We start from the raw sequence: 18,208 nt of genomic DNA on the forward strand, positions 1-18,208 counted from the left end.
GCGGGCGACGAGCGCAGTGGCGGCTATCGAGGCGAGGTACGAGGTGAGCCGCGCCGAGAAGAAGCCCACGCCGAAGACCTTCGAGAACGCTGCGACGACATACAAGTAGAGCGGGGCGTACAGGAAGGGGACGAACTCGACCGTCGGCTTCACATAGAGCTTTTGCCCCTCGAGGACGCGGCGCACCTCGTCGACCATGCCGCCCTCCATCCACTCGATCTCGAACGGAAATCGAAGGTGGATGATCCCGAGCACGAGATAGGTGCCGATCGCGCCCGCCGCGGCGAGCGCGACGAGCACGCGCAGGCACACCACGGCGAAGCGCGGGAGGCGCTCGAGCCACGGCAGGACGCGCAGCCGGAAGGAAGCGACGCGGGCCCGCAAGGAGGGCGGAGCGGCATGGGGCGCCGGGACGCCGGGGCGCTGCGGCTCGTCGGATGCAGGCTCGGGCGCTACGTCGGGGGCAGGCTGTGTCATCGGAAGCATCCGGGGCGAAGGGGAGCGCCGGTGGCCGGCTCTCCTCACGGGCCACCGCGACCCACGCCGGGAACGGGCGGATCGGGGCGCGAGAAGACCCCGAAGGTGAAGGTCGTGTCAATGCTCTACCACGCGACCTCGACCATGGAACGCCGTCGAAGGTGTGCTCCGCTCGCGGCCCCGTAGATCGCGCGACGCGCGCGCTCCCGCGTCTCCCGCCGCGCCGGGGCGCTCGGCTGCCTCTCGAGAGGCCGACGCCACCGCCGGGCGCTCGGCCCTTCACGCGATCGTGGCCGTCTGATACCGTCGCCCCAGATTGCGGCGTCTGCCGCACGGGAGCGTGACGTGAACTGTCCGAAATGCACCGCCTCGATGGATGTCGTCACCTTCGGCGGGATCGATGTCGACCGGTGCACGGGGTGCGGCGGGATCTGGTTCGACAGCCGTGAGAAAGAGTCCCTCAAGGCCATGGAGGGCTCCCAGCAGATCGACAACGGCGACCCCGCGGTGGGGCGGAAGAACAACCAGATCCGGCGGGTGCCCTGCCCGCGGTGCTCGACGCCGATGGTGCGCATGGTCGACCCGGAGCAGTCGCACATCTGGTACGAGAACTGCAGCGTCTGCGGGGGCGTCTACTTCGATGCCGGCGAGTTCCGCGATTACAAGGAACACACGCTGAGCGACTTCTTCCGCGACCTGTTCGCGCGCCCGCGCAGCTAGCGCAAGCCGCCGTGCCGCCTTCAGCGAGCCGCCGTCCAGAGCCGCGGGCATGGGCGCTCCCTGGCCGCGCAGCTCAGCTCTGAGGAGTCCGTCCGGTCGCTCCCGGGAGCGTGCCCGGCCCGAGGACCTCGGGGCCGGAGCCCTCGGGTTCTGAGCCCTCGGGGATCTCGGGGAACGTCGCCAGGAGCTCGCCGGCGCGGAAGACCCACAGCGTGCCGGGCGTCGCCTTGCGCCAGAGCTCGTCGCGCGTGAGCGGCTCCGTGGCCACGACCGCCATCCGCGCGTCAGGGCCCACGCCGTGGAGGTCGTTGAAATTCACCTTGAGATCCGCGTCCACGAGCGTGGCCTCGCCGAACGGGGCCTGGCGCAGGATGCAGGACAGGTGATCGCCGCAGCGGGCGAAGAGGTGCTCGCCGTCCGCGAACAGGAAGTTGAAGACTCCATCGGCGCCGAGCTCGTTCCCGAGCTCGTACAGCGTGCGCCCGAGCTCCCGCGCGTCGCTCGGGTAGGTCGCGCCGTACGCGGTCCGGATCGCCTCCAGGAGGACGCAGAAGGCGTGCTCGCTGTCCGTGTCGCCGACCGGCGTCTCGACGTGGAGCTTCCGATCCCTGACCGTCGGCAAGGTGCCGTTGTGCGCGAACACGACGTGCCGGCGATGGAGGACCCGCATGAAAGGGTGCGTGTTCTTCAGGGCCGCTCCCCCGCGCGTCATCTTGCGCACGTGCGCGATGGCGAGGGCCGTGTGGATCGGGTTCTCGCGGATGAACCGCGCGAGCGGGCTCGAGTAGGCGGGGTGAGGCTCGAGGAACGTCCGCGCGAACAGCCCATCATACAGCGAGACGCCCCATCCGTCCGCGTGCGGCCCCGTCTGGCCGCCGCGGAGCGCGAGCCCCGTGAACGAGAACACGATGTCCGTCGGCACGTTCGACACCATGCCAAGGAGCTCACACATGACGGGCCCTTTCCCGCGGCGCGCGCGCGCCGTCGACGATCACGAGCCCCGTGACCCCGCCGCCCGCGGAGACGTTGCTCACCTCCGAGGCGGAGAGCCGCACCATGGCGCCATCCATGCGCGGGACGAAGGTGTCGATGGAGGCCTCCACGCGGCGGGTGAAGACGAAGGGGCAAAGGTCGAAATAGACCTCCTCCTCCTCCACGTTTCCGTCGCGGAACGTCGGCAATCGCGCGGTGCGCGAGCGGCTCCGCTCCTGCGCGATCGAGCGCTGATCGGCGGCGCACCGGACCGCCTCCCTCCACACGTCGGGCGGCGTCTTCCACCCGAGCAGCACGCCTTTGCCGCCGTAATCGTCGTTCGGCTTCAACACGAAGCGCTCTTGCTCTCGGAGGAGGAGCTCGACGAGATCCACCTCGCGGCCCCGCCACGCGGTGCGGCCCGCGCTCACCACCCGCGTCCAGGGGACGTGCTCCGCGATCGCCGCGCGCTGCGCGGGCGAGAACAGGCCCGAGAACTCGGGGTCGCTCAGCGCGGCGAACGCCGCCTTCTTGTTGAGGGCCTTTGTCTGGAACGAGTTCGCCACGTACGCCGCGCGGTCGCGGTAGGCGAGGATCAGCGGGTGATCGAGGCCGCGCCGCTCGACGAGCTCCTGCGTGATGACGCGCCGGCAGACGAGATCGATCCGCTCCCCGCCCGCCGAGAGGCGGCGGCCGTCGTACGCGAGCTCGTCCGGATCGACGATCCACGTCCGGTGCCCCTCGGCCGAGAACAGGTCGGCGAGCACCTTGAGCTCGGCCGAGGTGTCGACCGCGGCCCAGTCGACGATGGCTATCGTGGGCCTCGCCTCGCGCCCGCCCCACGCGGCGTAGCCCTCGCGCAAGGCGCCGAGGAGCGCGCGGTGCGGCGCCGGCGTGCGCAGGCCCTGCCCGCCCCGGAGCGGCGCCAGGTGCGGGAGCGCCATCAGCGTCTGTTCGATGAGGAGCTGGTCGGTGATGCCGGCGGGGGAGTCGGCGTTGTACTCGATGAAGGAGAAGCCGCCGTCGGCGACCAGCATGTCGAGGCGCCCGACGGTGTGAAACGGCCCCGCACCCGGGCGGATGGCCGCGAGGGCGCGCTCGTCCGCGGAGAGCCCCACCTGCTCCGCCAGGGAGTCGTCCCGTATCGCGCGCTGCGCGACCCTCTCCAGCGCGGAGGCGATCTCCTCGGCCGCGCGCGCGATCGCGGCGAGGTCCTGCTCGGCGATGAGGTACGGCCGAAGGTGGCGGCACAGCGGGCGCGCGCCGTGGACCAGCCCGAGCCTCCGCTGGGCCTCGAGGAACGCCTCGAACCGCGCCGCATCCATCGCGCCTGGCGCGGCGAGCCGGGCGTCGAGCTGCTTCGCGAGGGATCTCGTGGCGTCCTGGCTCATGGCGACCTCATGTCGCGCCCGCGCGCGGGGTCCCCCAGGCGTGCACGGGCTCGCCGGAGTCGACCTCGGCCATGTAACGCTCCAGCATCTTCCTCAGCGCCTCCTCGCGCGACGCGGAGCCCATCTCCAGCGCCGAGAGCGCGCGGAGCTGCCATGTGGCGCCGGTGACGCCCTTCGCGACCCGCGCCTCGAAGATGCGCAGATAATGGCGGGCTTCGTCCCCGTCGACCCCCGCGGTCACGAGGCCCTCCTCGACCCGCGGCAAGAGCGAGAGGAGGAGATCGCGCGCCCGGACGCCCCTCGGCGCGGCCCCAGGCCCGGACGGCCACACGAGCTCGGCGTCGAGGCCGTAGTGCGCTGCATGGTAGAAGTTCCTCACGGCGAGCTCGAACGGGAACGACGGCAAAAGCTCTCCGATGGAGGGCGCGAGGGCGAGGATGCCTCCGAGGAGGAAGCTCCCGTTCGCGAGCATGTCATCGAGCGTGGGCCCCGACGGCAAGGCGCGCAGCTCGATCCTCAGGTGGCCGTCGTCGGCGGGATCGTACACCGGTCGATTCCAGTTCCAGACCGTGCCGTGGTGCAGGCGGAGCTCGTGGAGCTGCGGTATCCCGCCGGCGCGCGCGCAGCCGACGACATCCTCGTCGCTGCACACGGGGAGGATGGGCTCGTGCAGCGCCACGCTCTCCATGAAGAGCTCCGCCGCGCCGTCGCGCACCCAGCCGGTCCCGAAGCCGATGCGGGCTGGCATCTTCCAGTCCGCGTCGGGCGCCGGCGGGCGATCGTCGCCGGCCTGCTTGAACACCGCCACCCGCGTCTCGTGCCACAGCCGGTGGCCGAGGAAGGTGGGCGAGTTGCACGAGGCCGCGAGCGCGGGCGCGGTCATCATCATGGCGGCGTTGAACAGCCGCGCGAAGGCGTCGGGCGCGGCCCGGAGGTGGACCTGAAAGGCGGTGTTCGCCGCCTCCATCGCGGGGTCGTCCGACGTGAGCTCCAGCGGCTCCGCGCCGTCGATCTGGATGTGGAAGGGCGCCTTGCGCAGCCGGCAGAGCCCCGCGGCGAGCGCGCGATACCGGGGCAGGTTCGTGATGGTCGCAGGGCTGAAGTCGTTCCGCTGGAAGGTCGGCAGGATGCTGACCGGGACGACGCGCGCGCCCCGCGCCGCCGCGCGCTCGCGGATCGCCTCGACGGTCGCGCGCATCTGCTCGCGCAGGGCCGAGAGCGGCCTGCCGGCGAGCGGCACCGGCTGCGTGCTGAGCTCGATGTCGAACGCGCCCATCTCCGGCGTGATCATCGGGCTCGCCGCGGCGCGCACGATCTCCGCCCCGATCGGCACGGGGCGCGCCTCGCGATCGACGAGGAACAACTCGAGCTCGGTGCCGATCGTCGCTTCCCCGTGGCCGAACCCCGGCCGGGTGAGCACCATCTCCAGCGCCGCGAGGTTCTGCTGGAGCCGGGCCTTGAAGAGCCGATAATCCACGGTCTTGAAGTGATCATGCTGAATCTCGATGCCCAAGGGACCTCCCCCTGCGATCCCGGCGAGGGCCGATCCGGCCTCCAGCACGGCGATCGCCGTGGGCTCCAGGAGAGCTCGCCGCCGGGAGCGCGATGTTCCCGCGCCCTGCGCGCTGCGTAATGCAAGCGCAGGGCCACGAACGGCGGTCTCGACATGAAGTAGGCCGGAGAAGGCCGCCCGCTGGCGTCGAGCTCGATCGGTGTGGCGCGGATGCAGGCTGTGGCAAAACGCTCCGTGGGCGCTCTGCGAAGGTGTCGCCTGGATTTCGTGGAGGTGTCGGGCAGGTTTCAGCCCGGGGGTCGGCTCATCGGTCGACGTGTGGGACGCGCTCGACCACGCACGCTCCCGCCTTGCATCGAGCGACCGAGTCCTCCTTCGGCGCCATGCACTTGGCGACCGGGCAGCTCTCGGCGGCGCAGCTCGCCGAGCGCCACTTCTGGAGCGCAGCGAGCGCGTCGCGGTGGAACGCCTGGTTGCACGGCGGGCACAGCTGGTCGCAGCACTGCCCGGCCCGCGCGCAGGACACCACGCAATCGGCGTCCGCCTCGCACCGAGGTTCCGCCGCCGCGCCGCGCGCGTCGTCGGTCGCTGGCGGGGCCTGGGCCGCGGGCGCGGAGTCTGCCCCCGGCGGGGCCTGGGCCGCGGGCGCGGGCTCTGCCCCCGACGGGGCCTGGGCCGTGGGCGCGGACTCTGCCCCCGACGGGGCCTGGGCCGTGGGTTCCTTGGGACAGCCGGCGAGGCAGGCGAGGCCGGCGAGCGCTAGCGAGCGAGAGAGCAGCGGTGTCTTCATGGCGGCCATCATGGCACGGGGCGAGCCCTCGGTGCGCGCGGCGAAGGCCGACAGGGCCAAGAGGGCTAAGCGAACGACAGCGGCTGGCCCGTGGCCTCCACGACGGCCATCCACAGGTCGTCCGTCGGGTCCACCTGCTTGCGCATGCGGACGGCCAGCGGCATCGGCACGTGCACGAAGCGACCGTGCCACCGGCCGATCAGCATCTCGGTGTTGCCCGCCATGGCCGCGTGGACCGCGTTCCGGGCCATGTTCCAGCAATACACGCTGTCCGACGGCGACGCGGGGACGCTGCGGATATGATAGCTCGGGTCCAGGTACTTCAGGGTCGCCTCGACGCCGCGCGCGCGGAAGTGCGCGTTGATGCGATCGCGCAGGAAGAGGCCGATGTCCTTCAGCTTGACGTTGCCGCTGAGGTCCGTCGCCATGGGCTCCGCGCTCGACGTGCAGTGCTCCTGCATCGCGCCCTCGGCGACGACGATCACGGCGTTGCCGTGGCGGGCGAGCCGGCGCTCCAGGTGCGCGAGCAGCCCGCACGGGCCGTCGAGCTCGGCGTGGACCTCGGGGATGAGGACCACGTCCACGTCCGCCGACGCGAGCGCCGCCGCGCACGCGATGAAGCCCGAGTGCCGGCCCATCAGCTTGACGAGGCCGATGCCGTTCTTCGCCCCCGAGGCCTCCACGTGCGCGCTGCGGATGACGTCCACGGCGGCGGCGAAGGCGCTCTCGAAGCCGAAGCTGCGGTCGATGAACTTGATGTCGTTGTCGATGGTCTTGGGCACGCCGACGACCCCGATCGACAGGCGGCGCTCCTCGATGGCCCGGACGAGCGACATCGCGCCGCGGAGGGTGCCGTCTCCGCCGATGACGAAGAGCACGTTGATGCCGAGCGCCTCGAGCGTGTCCACCATCTGGTGCGGGTCCTGGTTGCCGCGGGAGGTGCCCAGCACGGTGCCGCCCATGCGGTGGATCTCCTCGACGCTCCGGGGATCCAGGCGCATCGGGGCGTGCCCGAAGCGGGCGACGAGCCCCTCGTAGCCGTAGCGGAAGCCGAAGATCTCCGGCACGCCATAGCTCTGCGCCATCGTGAGCACGAGGCCGCGGATGACGTTGTTGACGCCGGGGCAGAGCCCGCCGCACGTCACGATGCCGGCGCGCACCTCCTTCGGATCCCAGAAGACGCGGTTGCGCGGCCCGGCCAGCTCGAACGCTGGCGGCCGCGCGCCGGAGGCGTCCGCGAGGACGGCGGACAGGCGATCGTCGAACAGCACCTTGTCGGCCGCGCCGACGTACACCGTGGCCTTCTCGCCGAGCTTCTCGGCGACGGGCGACGGGTGGCGGCAGGGGCCGAGATCCTTGATGGCGAGGTCGGCAGGGGTCACCACGCGCAATGCCTCCAGGTGAGGAGAACGGCGCCCCTCCGGCGAGCACCGCCGCGGGGACGCAGCCATGATCGGACGCCGCACGTTTCGACCGCTTTTCAGGAGCGATAAGCTGTCGTAACGCCGCGCGAGCTCCGTCCCCTCGCCAGGCGCCGCGATGGGCGGCGCGTCATGCGCAGCTCCCGTTCCTCGTGAACCAGTCCGCCAGCATGTCGAGGAAGACACGGGTCTTCGGGACGAGCGCGCCGCCGGGCGGGAATACGGCGTGGACGTCGAACCCTTGAGGCGTCCACTCCTTGAGGACCTGGACGAGCCGCTTCTTCGATAGAAACGGCCGGACGAAGTAGCGGGGCGCTCGAACGATGCCAGCGCCGGCCGCCGCGGCCTGCACCGCGAGCTCGAAGCTGCCGACGGAGAGGCGCGGGCGCACGGCGATGGACCGCGCCCTCGATCCAGCGACGAAGGGCCATTCTTTGGGCCCTTCCTCGTGCGCGACCACGATCGTCTCGTGCTGGCCGAGCTCCTCGGGGCGCGCCGGGGCACCGCGGCGGTCGACGTAACGGGGGCTCGCGTAATAGCCGCCCGTCGCCGCGCCGAGCCGCCGCGCGACCAGCGAGGAGTCGTCGAGCGGGCCGACGCGGATGGCGAGGTCAAAGCCCTCCCGCACCAGGTCGACCCTTCGCACCGAGGTGTCCAGCTCGACGAAGACATCGGGGTAACGGGCCAGGTACGGCGTGACGACGCTCTCCAGCAGCGTCCCCGCGAGCGCGGCCGACGTCGTGATCCGCAGCTGTCCGCTCGGCTTCGACCTGGCCAGCGCGACCACGGCCTCGGCGTCGCGCGCGGCGGCGAGCGACCTTCGCGCGTGCTCGAAGTACGCGCGCCCCTCGTCGGTCAGGCGCAGGGAGCGCGTGGTCCGGACGAGGAGCGAGACGCCGAGCCGCTGCTCGAGCTCCTGCACCCGCGCGCTGAGCGTCGCCTTCCGCGCCCGCATCGCGCGGGCAGCCGCGGTGAACCCGTTGGCTTCGACGACGGCGACGAAGGCGGCGAGCTCCTCGAGCGAGCGGCCGGATTGGTACTCCACCCGTTCCAGTCTGGCGCCGATGTGGCCTATTGTCAAAAATGGTGTCGGCGCGCATTGTCTTCCGGGCTTAGCGCAGGCGAGCTGCGCGACGCGGCTGCGGATCGCGCCTCCATTGCACCATTGCACCCTTTCACCATTGCACCAAAACGCACGCGATCAGGAAGGAATCACGCATGATTCTCGTGACGGGAGCCGGGGGGACTGTCGGAAGCGCCCTCCTCGATGAGCTGAAGTCCATGGGCGTGAAGCCCCGCGTCGCCCACCGTTCCGGCGACAAGGCCGAGAGGGCGAAGGCCGCGGGGCACGACGCCGTCGTCCTCGATTTCGCGAAGCCGGAGACGCTGGGGCCGGCGCTCGCCGGCGTCGACACCGTGTTTCTGCTGGGCGCCGGCGGTATCGGGCAGGTCGAAGCGGAGATCCGCGTCGTCGAAGCGGCCAGGGCCGCCGGGGCGAAGAAGCTGGTGAAGCTCTCGGTCTGGCGCGCCGCGGACGAGGCGTACTCGTTCGCGAAGATCCACCGGCCGATAGAGCGCGCGGTGGAGGCGTCAGGCCTCGCCTGGACGTTCCTCAGGCCGAACGGCTTCATGCAGAATTTCGTGACCTACATGGCCGATTCGATCAGGGCGCAGGGCGCCTTCTATCTGCCCGCGGCCGACGCGAAGATCAGCCATATCGACGTGCGCGACATCGCGCGGGTCGCGGCGCTGGCGCTGACGACCTCGGGCCATGAAGGCAAGGCGTACGAGCTCTCTGGACCTAGGGCGTTCTCTTACGGCGAGGCGGCGGACCTCCTCTCTCGCGTGCTCGGCAAGGAGGTGCGCTACGTGGCGGTGTCCGACGAGGCGGCGAAGGCCGGTATGGTCGCCGGCGGGATGCCCGAGCTCTATGCCGACGCGATGATCGATCTCAACCGGCTCTACCGGAGCGGCATCGGCGCAGGCGTGACCTCGGCGGTGAAGGACGTCACCGGGCGGGAGCCGATCGGCTTCGAGCAGTTCGCGCAGGACCACGCGGCCGCGCTCCGCTGAGGTGGCTGGACTGAGCCGGGGAGCGTCCGCCGAACGGCATCTTCTTCAACCCTTTGCCGCTGCCTTCGTCTCCGGCGCTCGGCCGATAGGCGCTGCTAGCGTCCGCCGCGATCGCCTCATGGCAGGATCTGTCCGTTCGTCGCACGGCGGGCCAGCTCTCGCGGGCGTCCACGCGGGCGGGTCGCTCGCAGGAAAGGATTGCTGACAGGCCTCGTCCACGACATCGACCACGGGCACGGCCGGCGCGACCCGCGCCGCGGCTCGCCCCGCCCGCTGCTCCCTGGCCGGGCGCGCCTCGTCGCCTGGCTCTCTCGAGCCAATCCGGGTCGTCCGCGCCTGCGCGTGCCCCATGGTACATCCTCCGCCGGCGGACATTGCGCCTCGCAGCCGCGGTGGCAAGCTCCCGCACTGCGCTGACGATCTCGGACCGCCGAGCAGGTCGCAGCTGGCGGAGAGCCGCGCTCGACCCGACGTGACGGCGCGGCGATCGAGCGGCGGCGCTTGCTGGAGGAGCCCACGATGGCCAAGGCGAACCAACCGTTCCGAATCGGGATTTCAGGGTCCTACGGCGGCATGAACCTGGGCGACGAGGCCATCCTCGATGGTATCGTCACGCAGCTCCGGGAGTCGATTCCAGCGGAGATCACCGTGTTCTCGTTGTGCCCGGAGGACACGAGGATGCGCCACCGGGTGGAGCGCGTCGTCCCCGTCCGTAACCTCACACGAGTGGAATCGACCGCCGAGATCGAGCGCCTCGATCTCTTCGTCCTCGGAGGGGGCGGCATCCTGTACGACCGGGACGCGCCGGTCTATCTGAGAGAGGCGCTCATCGCGGAAGAGCGCGGCATCCCGGTCGTGGTCTACGCCGTGAGCGCCGGGCCGCTGTCGGACCCGAGCGCGAAGCAAGCTGTACGGGCGGCGCTGAACGCCGCGGACATCGTCACCGTACGAGACAAGCAGGGACATCGCCTCCTCGAGGACGTGGGCGTGACTCGCGAGATTCACCTTACGGCTGATCCGGCCCTGCTGCTGCGCGAGGAGCAGCTGCCGGCCGAGGCCATCCGGGCCGAAGGGGTCGAGTTCGAGCGGCACCTTGTCGGCTTCTCCGTCAGGGAGCCGGGCCCGGCGGCGCCCGACATCGACCCCGACGAGTACTATGGCCTGCTCGCCAACGCCGCCGACTTCGTCGTCGAGCGCCTCGACGCGGACGTCGTGTTCGTGTCCATGGAACGGACGGACGTGCAGCACAGCCACGCCGTCGTCGCCCACATGAAGAACGCCGAGCGGGCAGAGGTCTTGCGGCGCCGGTACACGCCGCAGCAGATCCTCGGCTTGGTCGGGCACCTCGAGTTCGTGGTGGGCATGCGCCTCCACTTCCTGATCTTCTCGGCGCTCCGCGAGATACCGTTCGTCGCGCTGCCGTACGCGTCCAAGGTCGCCGGGTTCATCGAGGACCTCGAGATGGAGACCCCTCCTCTCGGGAGCATCAGCTCCGGGCAGCTCATCGCCAGGCTCGATCGCTCGTGGGACACGCGCCACGAGATCCGCGCGAAGATCCGCCGTCTGCTCCCCGGCCTGAAGGCCAGGGCGAGGGAGACAAACCAGCTCCTCATCGAGCTCCTCGCGCGGCGAGCTCAAGCGGCGCAGCCCGAGCGGAAGAGCGCGTGAGCGCAAGGAGCTCGCGATGGACGTGATCCGGACCGACGTCGCCGTCATCGGCGGAGAGCTCGGCGGCTGCGCGGCTGCGCTCGCGGCGGCCCGGACGGGCCGCCGCGTCGTCATGACGGAGGCGACTCACTGGCTCGGGGGCCAGCTGACGAACCAGGCGGTCCCTCCGGACGAGCACCCCTGGATCGAGGACATCGGGGCGACCCGGAGCTACCGCGCGCTGCGCCAGGGGATCCGCGAATACTACCGCAGGCATCTACCGCTCACCGCGTCGGCCAGGTCGCTCCGTGAGCTCAACCCCGGCAACGGCTGGGTCAGCCGCCTGTGCCACGATCCGCGGGTCGCGGTGGCGGTCCTGCACGAGATGATCGCGCCGTATCAGCTCAACGGGCGCCTCCTCGCGCTCCGTTCTCACCGGCCCATCTCGGCGTGGACGCACGGTGATCGGGTGACCGGCGTCGTGGTCCGAGGGCTGGAATCGGGGCGCAATTACCTCGTCACGGCCGACCTGTTCATCGATGCCACGCCGCATGGCGAGCTCCTCTCGCTCGCGGGCGTGGAGCACGCGCTCGGGGCAGAGTCGCGCGCGGAGACCGGAGAGCCGCACGCCCCCGAGCGCGCCGATCCGAGGGCCCAGCAGGCGATCACCGTATGTTTTGCGATCGAGCACCACCCTGGAGAGGACCATACCATCGACAGGCCCGCTCAGTATGAGCGCTGGCGTTCCCTCGAGCCGCCCGGCTGGCCGGGTCGACTGCTGGACTGGACGGCGGTTCGACCCGAGACGCTCGAGCCTCTGACACGAGGTCTGTTCGCCGCAGAAGACCGCCATCCCTGGTGGAGCTTCCGGCGGATCCTCGACAGAACCGTCTTCGAAGCGGGGTTCGCGCCGAGCGACGTCACCATCGTGAACTGGCCACAGAACGATTACTGGTTCGGGCCCGTCTGCGGCGTCGACGAGGTGGAGGCCGCGCGGCACCTGGAGGCCGCGCGGCAGCTCAGCCTGAGCCTCCTGTACTGGATGCAGACCGAGGCGCCTCGCCCGGACGGCGGGCTCGGTTATCCGGGCATGCGCCTGCGCGGGGACGTGGTCGGCGGCACGGCCGACGGCCTCGCGCCTGCGCCCTACATCCGCGAGTCCCGCCGGATCCGGGCCGAGCTCACGGTGCTCGAGCAGCACATCGCGTATCCGCTGCGGCCCGACGGCCCTGCGACGTTCGAGGATAGCGTCGGAATCGGGTGTTATCGCATCGATCTGCACCCGCGCGTCGGGGGCGCCGGGTACCTCGATCTCGGCTGCTGGCCGTTCCAGATACCGCTGGGGTCGCTCATCCCAGTGCGGGTGGAGAACCTTTTGCCGGGCGGGAAGAACCTCGGCGTCACGCACATCACGAACGGCGCCTACCGGGTCCATCCCGTGGAGTGGAGCATCGGCGAGGCGGCGGGGCTGCTCGCGACGTTCTGCCTGGAGCGCCGCGTGCTGCCGCGGCAGGTGCGCGCCCGGAGCTCGCTCCGCGAGGAGTTCCAGGCGCTCCTGGTCCGCGAGGGGATCGAGCTGGCCTGGCCGGCGCTGAGGCCGGTATGAGCCAGCGCCGCGCCAGGGCGCGCGGTGGCGAAACGACCGCGCTACGACGAACGGGGGAGCTTGACGCGGAACGTGGTGCCCTCCTCCAGCGTGCTCGTGACCTGGATGGAGCCGCGGTGCGCGTCGACGATCGATTTGACGATGAAGAGCCCCAGCCCGAGTCCTTTCGACTGTGGTGGGTCCCGGTGGCTCTGCTCGCCCCGGCGGAACGGATCGAAGATGACGGGCAGCAGCTCGGGCGGGATCGGGGTCCCGCGGTTCGTCACCTCGATCACGACGACAGTCTTGTGCCCGCGCAGCTCCACCTGCACCGGCTCGTCCGGCGGGCTGTAGTCGACGGCGTTGCCGATCAGGTTCGACATGAGCTGCCCCATCCGGCCCGGGTCCCACATGCCCTGCCCGTCGCCGTGGGCCGTGAAGCGGATGGTGTGCTCCGGGTGGGCGAGCTCGAACTCCTCGACCACACGCTGGCAAATCGCGCGGAGGTCGACGGACTCCGGTTCGACGGGAAGACCACGGTGGGAGCGGATGCGCGTCAGGTCGAGCAGCTCCTCGACCATCCGCACCGCCCTCTCGTTGCTCGCTGCGATTCGCTGGACGAGCCTCGCCACGGCCGTCGTGACGTCCTCGCGCTTGAACAGGGCGGCGGTGGCGAACCGGATGGCCGAGAGCGGATTGCGCAGGTCATGCCCGAGGACCGCGATGAACAGCTCGTGGAGGGCGACGTCACGGCGGAGATCGGCCGAGCTCACCCGCTCGTATTCGACGGCCGCGGTGATCATCACCTCGTCGAGCGCCGAGTGCACGAGCTGGGCCTCCTCGCCGCCAAGCACCACCCCCTCCCGCGCGCACAGGTTCACGATCACGGAGCGAAGGACGCCGAGTTCGCGCAGCTCCTCCGCGAGGGTGTAGCCCTGGGCGATGCGATGCGAGACGTGGACCTTGGCGGCCTCCGAGCTGCCGATCTCCGGGCCGCTGGCGCCGCCCGGCGTGTCCGGCTGCGCGCTCTGCACGAGTGAATCAATGAGGTCGTCGAGGAGCTTCGGAGTGTAATCTCTCAAGTCCTCATCGGTGAGCTCACGGGCCCGTGGGATCTTCGGTTCGCTCCGCAGACGCACTATCCACTGGCGTATGATCTCCTCGCTGCGCTCACGGAGCAGGACCGTGATCCTCGACAATGTGTGGCTCACGCGCGTTCTCCCCCCATCGACGTGGATGCACCTCGTCATTCGGCACGGCGCAATCCGCAATTGTCATCGATCCTGCAATGCTTACCAGGAGAAACACGAGCCGGACCGACCAGGTAGACGAGGTGAGCGAGGACCAGGCGAGCAGCGCCGCGATGGGGCGTCGAGCGGTCGAACGAGATCGGCTTCGAGCGGCTCCCGCCGGAACACGCGGCCGCGCTCCGTCGAGCGATCGCCCGGTGCTCTAGAATTCACCCATCAGCCCTATCGACGGGTAGACGATGAAGCTGTCGAGATCGAGCGCGACCGCCCGCTGGCCAAGCAGCGCGAGCTCGCCGCTCGAGAAGATCTCCGCCAGCGTCAGCTCGAAGCCGAAGAACACGTGTTTATAGCCGAGCGCGACGCCGGCCTGGCCGCCCACGTAGAGGCCGGTGCCTGAGAACGACGCGAGCTCCCGCTCGCCCGGATAGCCCGTGAAGGCGGGCAGGTCCAGGACGAGCGCGGTGTCAAAGGTCGTGAACATCAGGCGCGGGCCGCCCCAGACCCGGTACCAGGTGCCTGCCTTCCCGATCTGGATCGGCAGGTCGATCTGCCATCGCGTGAAGTCCTCGAGCTCGACGATGCCAAGGATGCTCCCGACGGGGAACTCCATCACATAGCGGCCGACGCCGGCGCCGGCCGTCAGATCGACGCCGTCCTTGTCGCTCTTCAGGAGCTGGTAGCGGGTGCCCAGGCGGAACGCGCTGCCTGTATAGCGGAGGTTGAGCTCCCAGCGATCGAGCGCGGTGTAGCCGATCCCGAGGTGGGGGGTGACCGAGGGCGGATTCAACGCGAGCGCGCCGCCCGCCTCGAAGAGCATCTGCCGCTCGCCCTCGGACAGCTCCCGTGACTCCGCGACGTCGGCCAGCACGACGCCGGCGTCGACGAGCGAGGCGAGGGTGCCGGTCGGGATCGAGATGTCGAGCCCGAGCTCGGCCTGGACGTGGCCTTTCTCGGCCACGTGGGCTGGCTGGAGCGTGGAGAGCGCCGGGGCGCAGCCGCATGTCCAGAGGGCGAGGAGGGCGAGAGCGCGAGGGAGCATCGGCCCGCCATGGTATCACGATCGCTCTCCTCGCCGCGTCTTCCCAACGCGAGGGCGGGGCCGTGAGTGCGTGTCCATCCATCGCAGGCTCCGTGAGGCGAACGGGCGCACGCTCGGCGCGCGCCCGGCGGCTGGGCGTCGTGCAGGCGGCGGCCGCTGCCCGGAGGCTCCGGGGGCGTCCTCGGCTAAGCAAGCTCCGAGAGCGCGACCTGGTGCACGGCCGGCGCCGCCGTCGTGGAGGGCGCGTCCCTGCGGCGTGGGCTCATCAGGGCGTCGAGCTGCTCGATGAAAAAGGTGTTCTCCGCCGGCAGGCCGACGGTCACCCGGAAGTATTCGTCGTATCGCTCGTCGCCGAACGGCTCGAAGGCCTTCACCTTCACGCCTCGGGCCAGCAGCGCGTCGTGGATCTTCGCCCCGGACCACACGCCGCGCGCACGGCACAGGATGAAATTGGTCTGGGACGGGTAGGCTTCCAGAGCGCGATGCGCGCCGATGGCCGCCATCAGCCTGGCGCGCTCTCTCGCGTTGTGATGTCGGACGAACCCGAGGTGGCCGCTGTCCTCCAGCGACGCCATCGCGAGCTCTGCGGCCAGCTGCCCGACGCGGTGCGGCGTCATCTTGGCTTCCATCTGCGCCATCACCTTGGCGTCGCCCACCGCGTACCCCACGCGCACCGACGCGAGCCCGTAGGCGAAGGAGAAGCTGCGCAGCACCATCAGGTTGGGATGGCGCAGCACGAGGTCCGCCATCCGGGTGTTCGGGCTCTCGTCGAGGTAGTGGACGTACGCCTCGTCGATGAAGAAGAGCGAGCCCGGGAACCGGGCGAGCAGCGGCTCGAGCTCCTGCCTCGTGATAAGGACGTTCCCCGAGGGGTTGTTGGGGTTGCAGAGGTAGACCAGTCCGTCCTGCCGTGAGAGGCGGGACTCGAGCATGTTCATGTCGAGGGCGAAGCCGTTCTCCGGGCCGAGCGGGAGCAGCTCGCACCGCAGCCCCACGCGGACGCCGGACGCAGGCACCTTGGAGTAGGTGAGCCGCGTTGTGATGATGGGGTACGCCGTGCGCTTCAGCAAGAAGCGCAGGGTCCGCGTCGCGGAGCGCCTGATCTCGCGCTCGATCAGGAACGGGATGCAGGTCTTGAGCAGCGGGCCGCTGCCGTTGGCCACCAGCACGTTCTCCGGCCTGACGCCCGCGTCCGCGGCGATCGCGCGCCGGAGGTCTCCGTTGTCTGCCGCCGGGTAGCCCCGCAGCGACGCGTTGCCGGCGTGGCGCCGCAGGACGTCCGCGCACCGCTCGGAGCAGTAGGTGCCATGGTTCAGCGCCATGTCGATGGGCGGCGCGCCGGGCCGGCGACACGGGTCGGTGGGTGCGTAGCTCGCTGTCGCTCGACGCTGCATGGAGTGCTCCTCTCGTTGTGGTCAATCAGCATCAACCGGGGCGGATGGGGGCGAAGGAGTTTATTCCCATGATGCGCCGGGAGACATCGAGCGATGTGTCCACGCCGCGTGAGCGCTGCGAGACACCGGCGTTGTCGACGGCCATGCCAGCGCCGTCGGACCACGCCGAGGCGCGGTGCTCGACGCCTTCGGACGTCATGTTCTCGAGCCTACGTCTCTCATGGCCGGCGCAGTCATCCCGTTGTCCGGACATTCGTCCCCGGGATCTAGGAGGCCACCGTCGCGGGCCAGCTGCAAGAAGGAAGAGCGCGAGGCGCGGGCCCAGAATCGATGTGTGAAGGCGTGGGGCGAGGGAGTCGCGACGGCGGACATGGGCGAGCTCGTGAGCGATCACGAGCTCGACGGCCGCGCGCGGCACGCAGGACCTCACCGGTGGGCAGCCAGGTGCGGGCGGCGAGGTTCTCTGAAGAGCTCCGGCGCGCCCCGATTGCGGCGTGGCGCGCCGCTCAGCCCGCGCGGAGCGGCGGCGCGCGGAGGGGGGCGCTCTCGTGCTCGAGCGCGAGCGCGGCGCGCAACACCAGCGCTTCCTCGAAGTGGCGCCCCACGACTTGAAGACCGAGCGGCAGGCCGGCGCTGGTGAGGCCCATCGGCACGCTGATCGCCGGCTGGCGCGTCAGGCTGAAGGGCGCGGCGAAGGAGGCGGGGAGCGCGCCGCCGTCGACAAGGGGAGCGGGCTCGGCCGACGTCGGTGTCACCAATAGATCGAAGCGGCGGTGGAGCGCGGCCATCGCCAGGGCCAGCTCCGTGCGCTGTCGCTCCGCCTCGAGGTACGCCACCGCGCTCAGCGCCTCTCCCTGGGCGGCCGCGCTCTGGACCGCCGGATCGAGCAGCGCGCGCTGCTCCGGCCCGAGCTCCCGCACCGTGTGCGCGGCGCGCGCCGCGAACAGCGTGCGCAGCACGCCCCCCGGGTCGTCGAACGGCGGCGCCGCCTCCTCCACCTCGGCGCCGAGCCGCTCCAGCAGCGCGACCGCAGCGTCGAAGCAACCCCGCGTCTCGCCTGGCAGATCGACGTACCCCAGCGTGGCGCTCACGCCGATGCGCACGCGGCGCAGGCGCTTTGCGTCGGACGCGTCGACCGTGTCGAGCGCGCCCAGGTCCAGCGCGTCCTCGCGCGGCGGCGGGGCCCGGAACGGATCGCGATCGTCAGGACCGGAGAGGACCGCGAGGAGCAGCGCCGCGTCGCGGACGGTGCGCGCGATCGGGCCCACGTGCGGAGGAACGCCCACCACGCTGGCCGGGTGCGCTGGCACCCGGCCGAAGGTCGGCTTGCACCCCACCACCCCCGAGAACGCGCTCGGCACGCGGATCGAGCCGCCGCCATCGGTTCCGACCGCGAGCGGCCCGAAGCCGGCCGCCACCGCCGTGACGGCGCCCGCGCTGCTGCCGCCCGGCGTGCGCCGCGGGTCCCAGGCGTTGCGCGTGATCCCGGTCAGCGGGCTGTCGCCGAGGCCCTTCAGGCCGAACTCGGACGTCGTCGTCTTCCCGAAGAGCACCGCCCCGTGCTCCCGCAGGCGGGCGACCGCGGGCGCGTCCTCGGTCCAGGGACCGGCCGCGTCCACGGTGCGCGAGCCCCGACGGGTCGGCCAGCCGCGCGTGAGCAGGAGGTCCTTCACCGAGACAGGAACCCCGTCAAGGCGCCCCGCCGGCTCGCCTCGAGCCCAGCGCTCCTCGGACGCCCGCGCGGCCTCGAGGGCCCGCTCCTCGTCGAGGAGCGCGAACGCGTTCAGCGGACCTCCGTGGCGCTCCACGTGGGCGAGGACGGCGCGGAGCGCCTCGACGGGGGACGCGCTCCGGGCTCGATAGAGCGCGAGGAGCTCGACGGCGGTGGCCTGCACGAGTGAGGTGGGCGACATTCGTCCATTATAACGGACGTTTT

At 70.9% G+C, this 18,208-nt stretch carries 16 protein-coding genes (1 of these 16 running past the window's edge); 4 read left to right on the plus strand and 12 right to left on the minus strand.

Annotation, left to right across the window (positions count from 1 at the left end; translation table 11 throughout):
• Positions 1-477 carry the 5' end (the start) of a glycosyltransferase family 39 protein gene (locus tag WME90_RS11590; protein ID WP_437281157.1) on the minus strand. The gene continues 1,239 nt to the left of window position 1, outside the view, so 477 of the gene's 1,716 nt are visible here — the first part of the coding sequence; its start codon is at positions 475-477; its stop codon lies off the left edge, out of view.
• Positions 478-822: 345 nt separating this feature from the next.
• Between WME90_RS11590 and WME90_RS11595 the strand changes: the two genes are divergently transcribed.
• The gene (locus WME90_RS11595; protein ID WP_437281158.1) at positions 823-1,197 is read left to right on the plus strand and encodes a zf-TFIIB domain-containing protein; all 375 of its coding nucleotides are present in this window, start codon (positions 823-825) and stop codon (positions 1,195-1,197) included.
• Positions 1,198-1,270: 73 nt separating this feature from the next.
• On the opposite strand, the gene WME90_RS11600 is transcribed toward WME90_RS11595, so the two are convergent.
• From WME90_RS11600 to WME90_RS11625, 6 genes are all read right to left on the minus strand, one after another.
• Positions 1,271-2,149: a class II glutamine amidotransferase gene (locus WME90_RS11600; RefSeq protein ID WP_437281159.1), complete on the minus strand. Its 879-nt coding sequence runs from the start codon at positions 2,147-2,149 to the stop codon at positions 1,271-1,273.
• Entirely contained in the window at positions 2,142-3,560 is a 1,419-nt protein-coding gene (locus tag WME90_RS11605) for a hypothetical protein (RefSeq protein WP_437281160.1), read from the minus strand. Before WME90_RS11605 ends, WME90_RS11600 begins: the two co-directional genes overlap by 8 nt.
• A 7-nt stretch (positions 3,561-3,567) precedes the next feature.
• Positions 3,568-5,073, minus strand: a complete 1,506-nt coding sequence (locus WME90_RS11610; protein ID WP_437281161.1) for a hypothetical protein — start codon at positions 5,071-5,073, stop codon at positions 3,568-3,570.
• A 304-nt stretch (positions 5,074-5,377) separates the two neighbouring features.
• Complete coding sequence (locus WME90_RS11615) at positions 5,378-5,863, minus strand: hypothetical protein (protein WP_437281162.1); 486 nt, start codon at positions 5,861-5,863, stop codon at positions 5,378-5,380.
• Positions 5,864-5,928: 65 nt separating this feature from the next.
• Positions 5,929-7,248, minus strand: a complete 1,320-nt coding sequence (locus tag WME90_RS11620) for an ATP-dependent 6-phosphofructokinase (protein WP_437281163.1) — start codon at positions 7,246-7,248, stop codon at positions 5,929-5,931.
• Positions 7,249-7,414: 166 nt separating this feature from the next.
• Positions 7,415-8,329 (minus strand): LysR substrate-binding domain-containing protein, encoded by a 915-nt coding sequence (locus WME90_RS11625; RefSeq protein WP_437281164.1) that lies wholly within the window; start codon positions 8,327-8,329, stop codon positions 7,415-7,417.
• Between the two features lie 173 nt (positions 8,330-8,502).
• On the opposite strand from WME90_RS11625, the gene WME90_RS11630 reads away from it, so the two are divergent.
• From WME90_RS11630 to WME90_RS11640, 3 genes are all read left to right on the plus strand, one after another.
• Entirely contained in the window at positions 8,503-9,357 is an 855-nt protein-coding gene (locus WME90_RS11630) for an SDR family oxidoreductase (protein ID WP_437281165.1), read from the plus strand.
• Positions 9,358-9,876: 519 nt separating this feature from the next.
• Positions 9,877-11,025, plus strand: coding sequence for a polysaccharide pyruvyl transferase family protein (locus tag WME90_RS11635; protein ID WP_437281166.1), 1,149 nt, complete (start codon positions 9,877-9,879; stop codon positions 11,023-11,025).
• A gap of 16 nt (positions 11,026-11,041) precedes the next feature.
• On the plus strand, positions 11,042-12,610 hold the full coding sequence (locus tag WME90_RS11640; RefSeq protein WP_437281167.1) for an FAD-dependent oxidoreductase: 1,569 nt from the start codon (positions 11,042-11,044) through the stop codon (positions 12,608-12,610).
• Between the two features lie 41 nt (positions 12,611-12,651).
• Here WME90_RS11640 and WME90_RS11645 read toward each other — a convergent pair whose 3' ends face one another.
• The 5 genes from WME90_RS11645 to WME90_RS11665 form a co-directional block, all read right to left on the minus strand.
• Positions 12,652-13,839, minus strand: coding sequence for an ATP-binding protein (locus WME90_RS11645; protein ID WP_437281168.1), 1,188 nt, complete (start codon positions 13,837-13,839; stop codon positions 12,652-12,654).
• A gap of 202 nt (positions 13,840-14,041) precedes the next feature.
• Positions 14,042-14,878 (minus strand): hypothetical protein, encoded by an 837-nt coding sequence (locus WME90_RS11650; RefSeq protein ID WP_437281169.1) that lies wholly within the window; start codon positions 14,876-14,878, stop codon positions 14,042-14,044.
• Positions 14,879-15,063: 185 nt separating this feature from the next.
• Positions 15,064-16,272, minus strand: a complete 1,209-nt coding sequence (locus tag WME90_RS11655; protein ID WP_437281170.1) for a pyridoxal phosphate-dependent aminotransferase — start codon at positions 16,270-16,272, stop codon at positions 15,064-15,066.
• A 31-nt stretch (positions 16,273-16,303) separates the two neighbouring features.
• Positions 16,304-16,471: a hypothetical protein gene (locus WME90_RS11660; RefSeq protein ID WP_437281171.1), complete on the minus strand. Its 168-nt coding sequence runs from the start codon at positions 16,469-16,471 to the stop codon at positions 16,304-16,306.
• Between the two features lie 307 nt (positions 16,472-16,778).
• Entirely contained in the window at positions 16,779-18,185 is a 1,407-nt protein-coding gene (locus WME90_RS11665; protein ID WP_437281172.1) for an amidase, read from the minus strand.
• Between the last annotated feature and the right edge of the window lie 23 nt (positions 18,186-18,208).

The organism is Sorangium sp. So ce375, from assembly GCF_051473855.1.
Classification (GTDB): Bacteria; Myxococcota_A; Polyangia; order Polyangiales; family Polyangiaceae; genus Sorangium.

What these genes read in the sequence shown, in the direction of transcription:
- WME90_RS11635 (WP_437281166.1), top strand. Translation starts at nt 9,877, where the DNA reads ATGGCCAAGGCGAACCAACCGTTCCGAATCGGGATTTCAGGGTCCTAC.
- WME90_RS11605 (WP_437281160.1), bottom strand. Translation starts at nt 3,560, where the DNA reads ATGAGCCAGGACGCCACGAGATCCCTCGCGAAGCAGCTCGACGCCCGG.
- WME90_RS11630 (WP_437281165.1), top strand. Translation starts at nt 8,503, where the DNA reads ATGATTCTCGTGACGGGAGCCGGGGGGACTGTCGGAAGCGCCCTCCTC.
- WME90_RS11645 (WP_437281168.1), bottom strand. Translation starts at nt 13,839, where the DNA reads ATGACGAGGTGCATCCACGTCGATGGGGGGAGAACGCGCGTGAGCCAC.
- WME90_RS11650 (WP_437281169.1), bottom strand. Translation starts at nt 14,878, where the DNA reads ATGCTCCCTCGCGCTCTCGCCCTCCTCGCCCTCTGGACATGCGGCTGC.
- WME90_RS11615 (WP_437281162.1), bottom strand. Translation starts at nt 5,863, where the DNA reads ATGAAGACACCGCTGCTCTCTCGCTCGCTAGCGCTCGCCGGCCTCGCC.
- WME90_RS11655 (WP_437281170.1), bottom strand. Translation starts at nt 16,272, where the DNA reads ATGCAGCGTCGAGCGACAGCGAGCTACGCACCCACCGACCCGTGTCGC.
- WME90_RS11660 (WP_437281171.1), bottom strand. Translation starts at nt 16,471, where the DNA reads ATGACGTCCGAAGGCGTCGAGCACCGCGCCTCGGCGTGGTCCGACGGC.
- WME90_RS11640 (WP_437281167.1), top strand. Translation starts at nt 11,042, where the DNA reads ATGGACGTGATCCGGACCGACGTCGCCGTCATCGGCGGAGAGCTCGGC.
- WME90_RS11600 (WP_437281159.1), bottom strand. Translation starts at nt 2,149, where the DNA reads ATGTGTGAGCTCCTTGGCATGGTGTCGAACGTGCCGACGGACATCGTG.
- WME90_RS11665 (WP_437281172.1), bottom strand. Translation starts at nt 18,185, where the DNA reads ATGTCGCCCACCTCACTCGTGCAGGCCACCGCCGTCGAGCTCCTCGCG.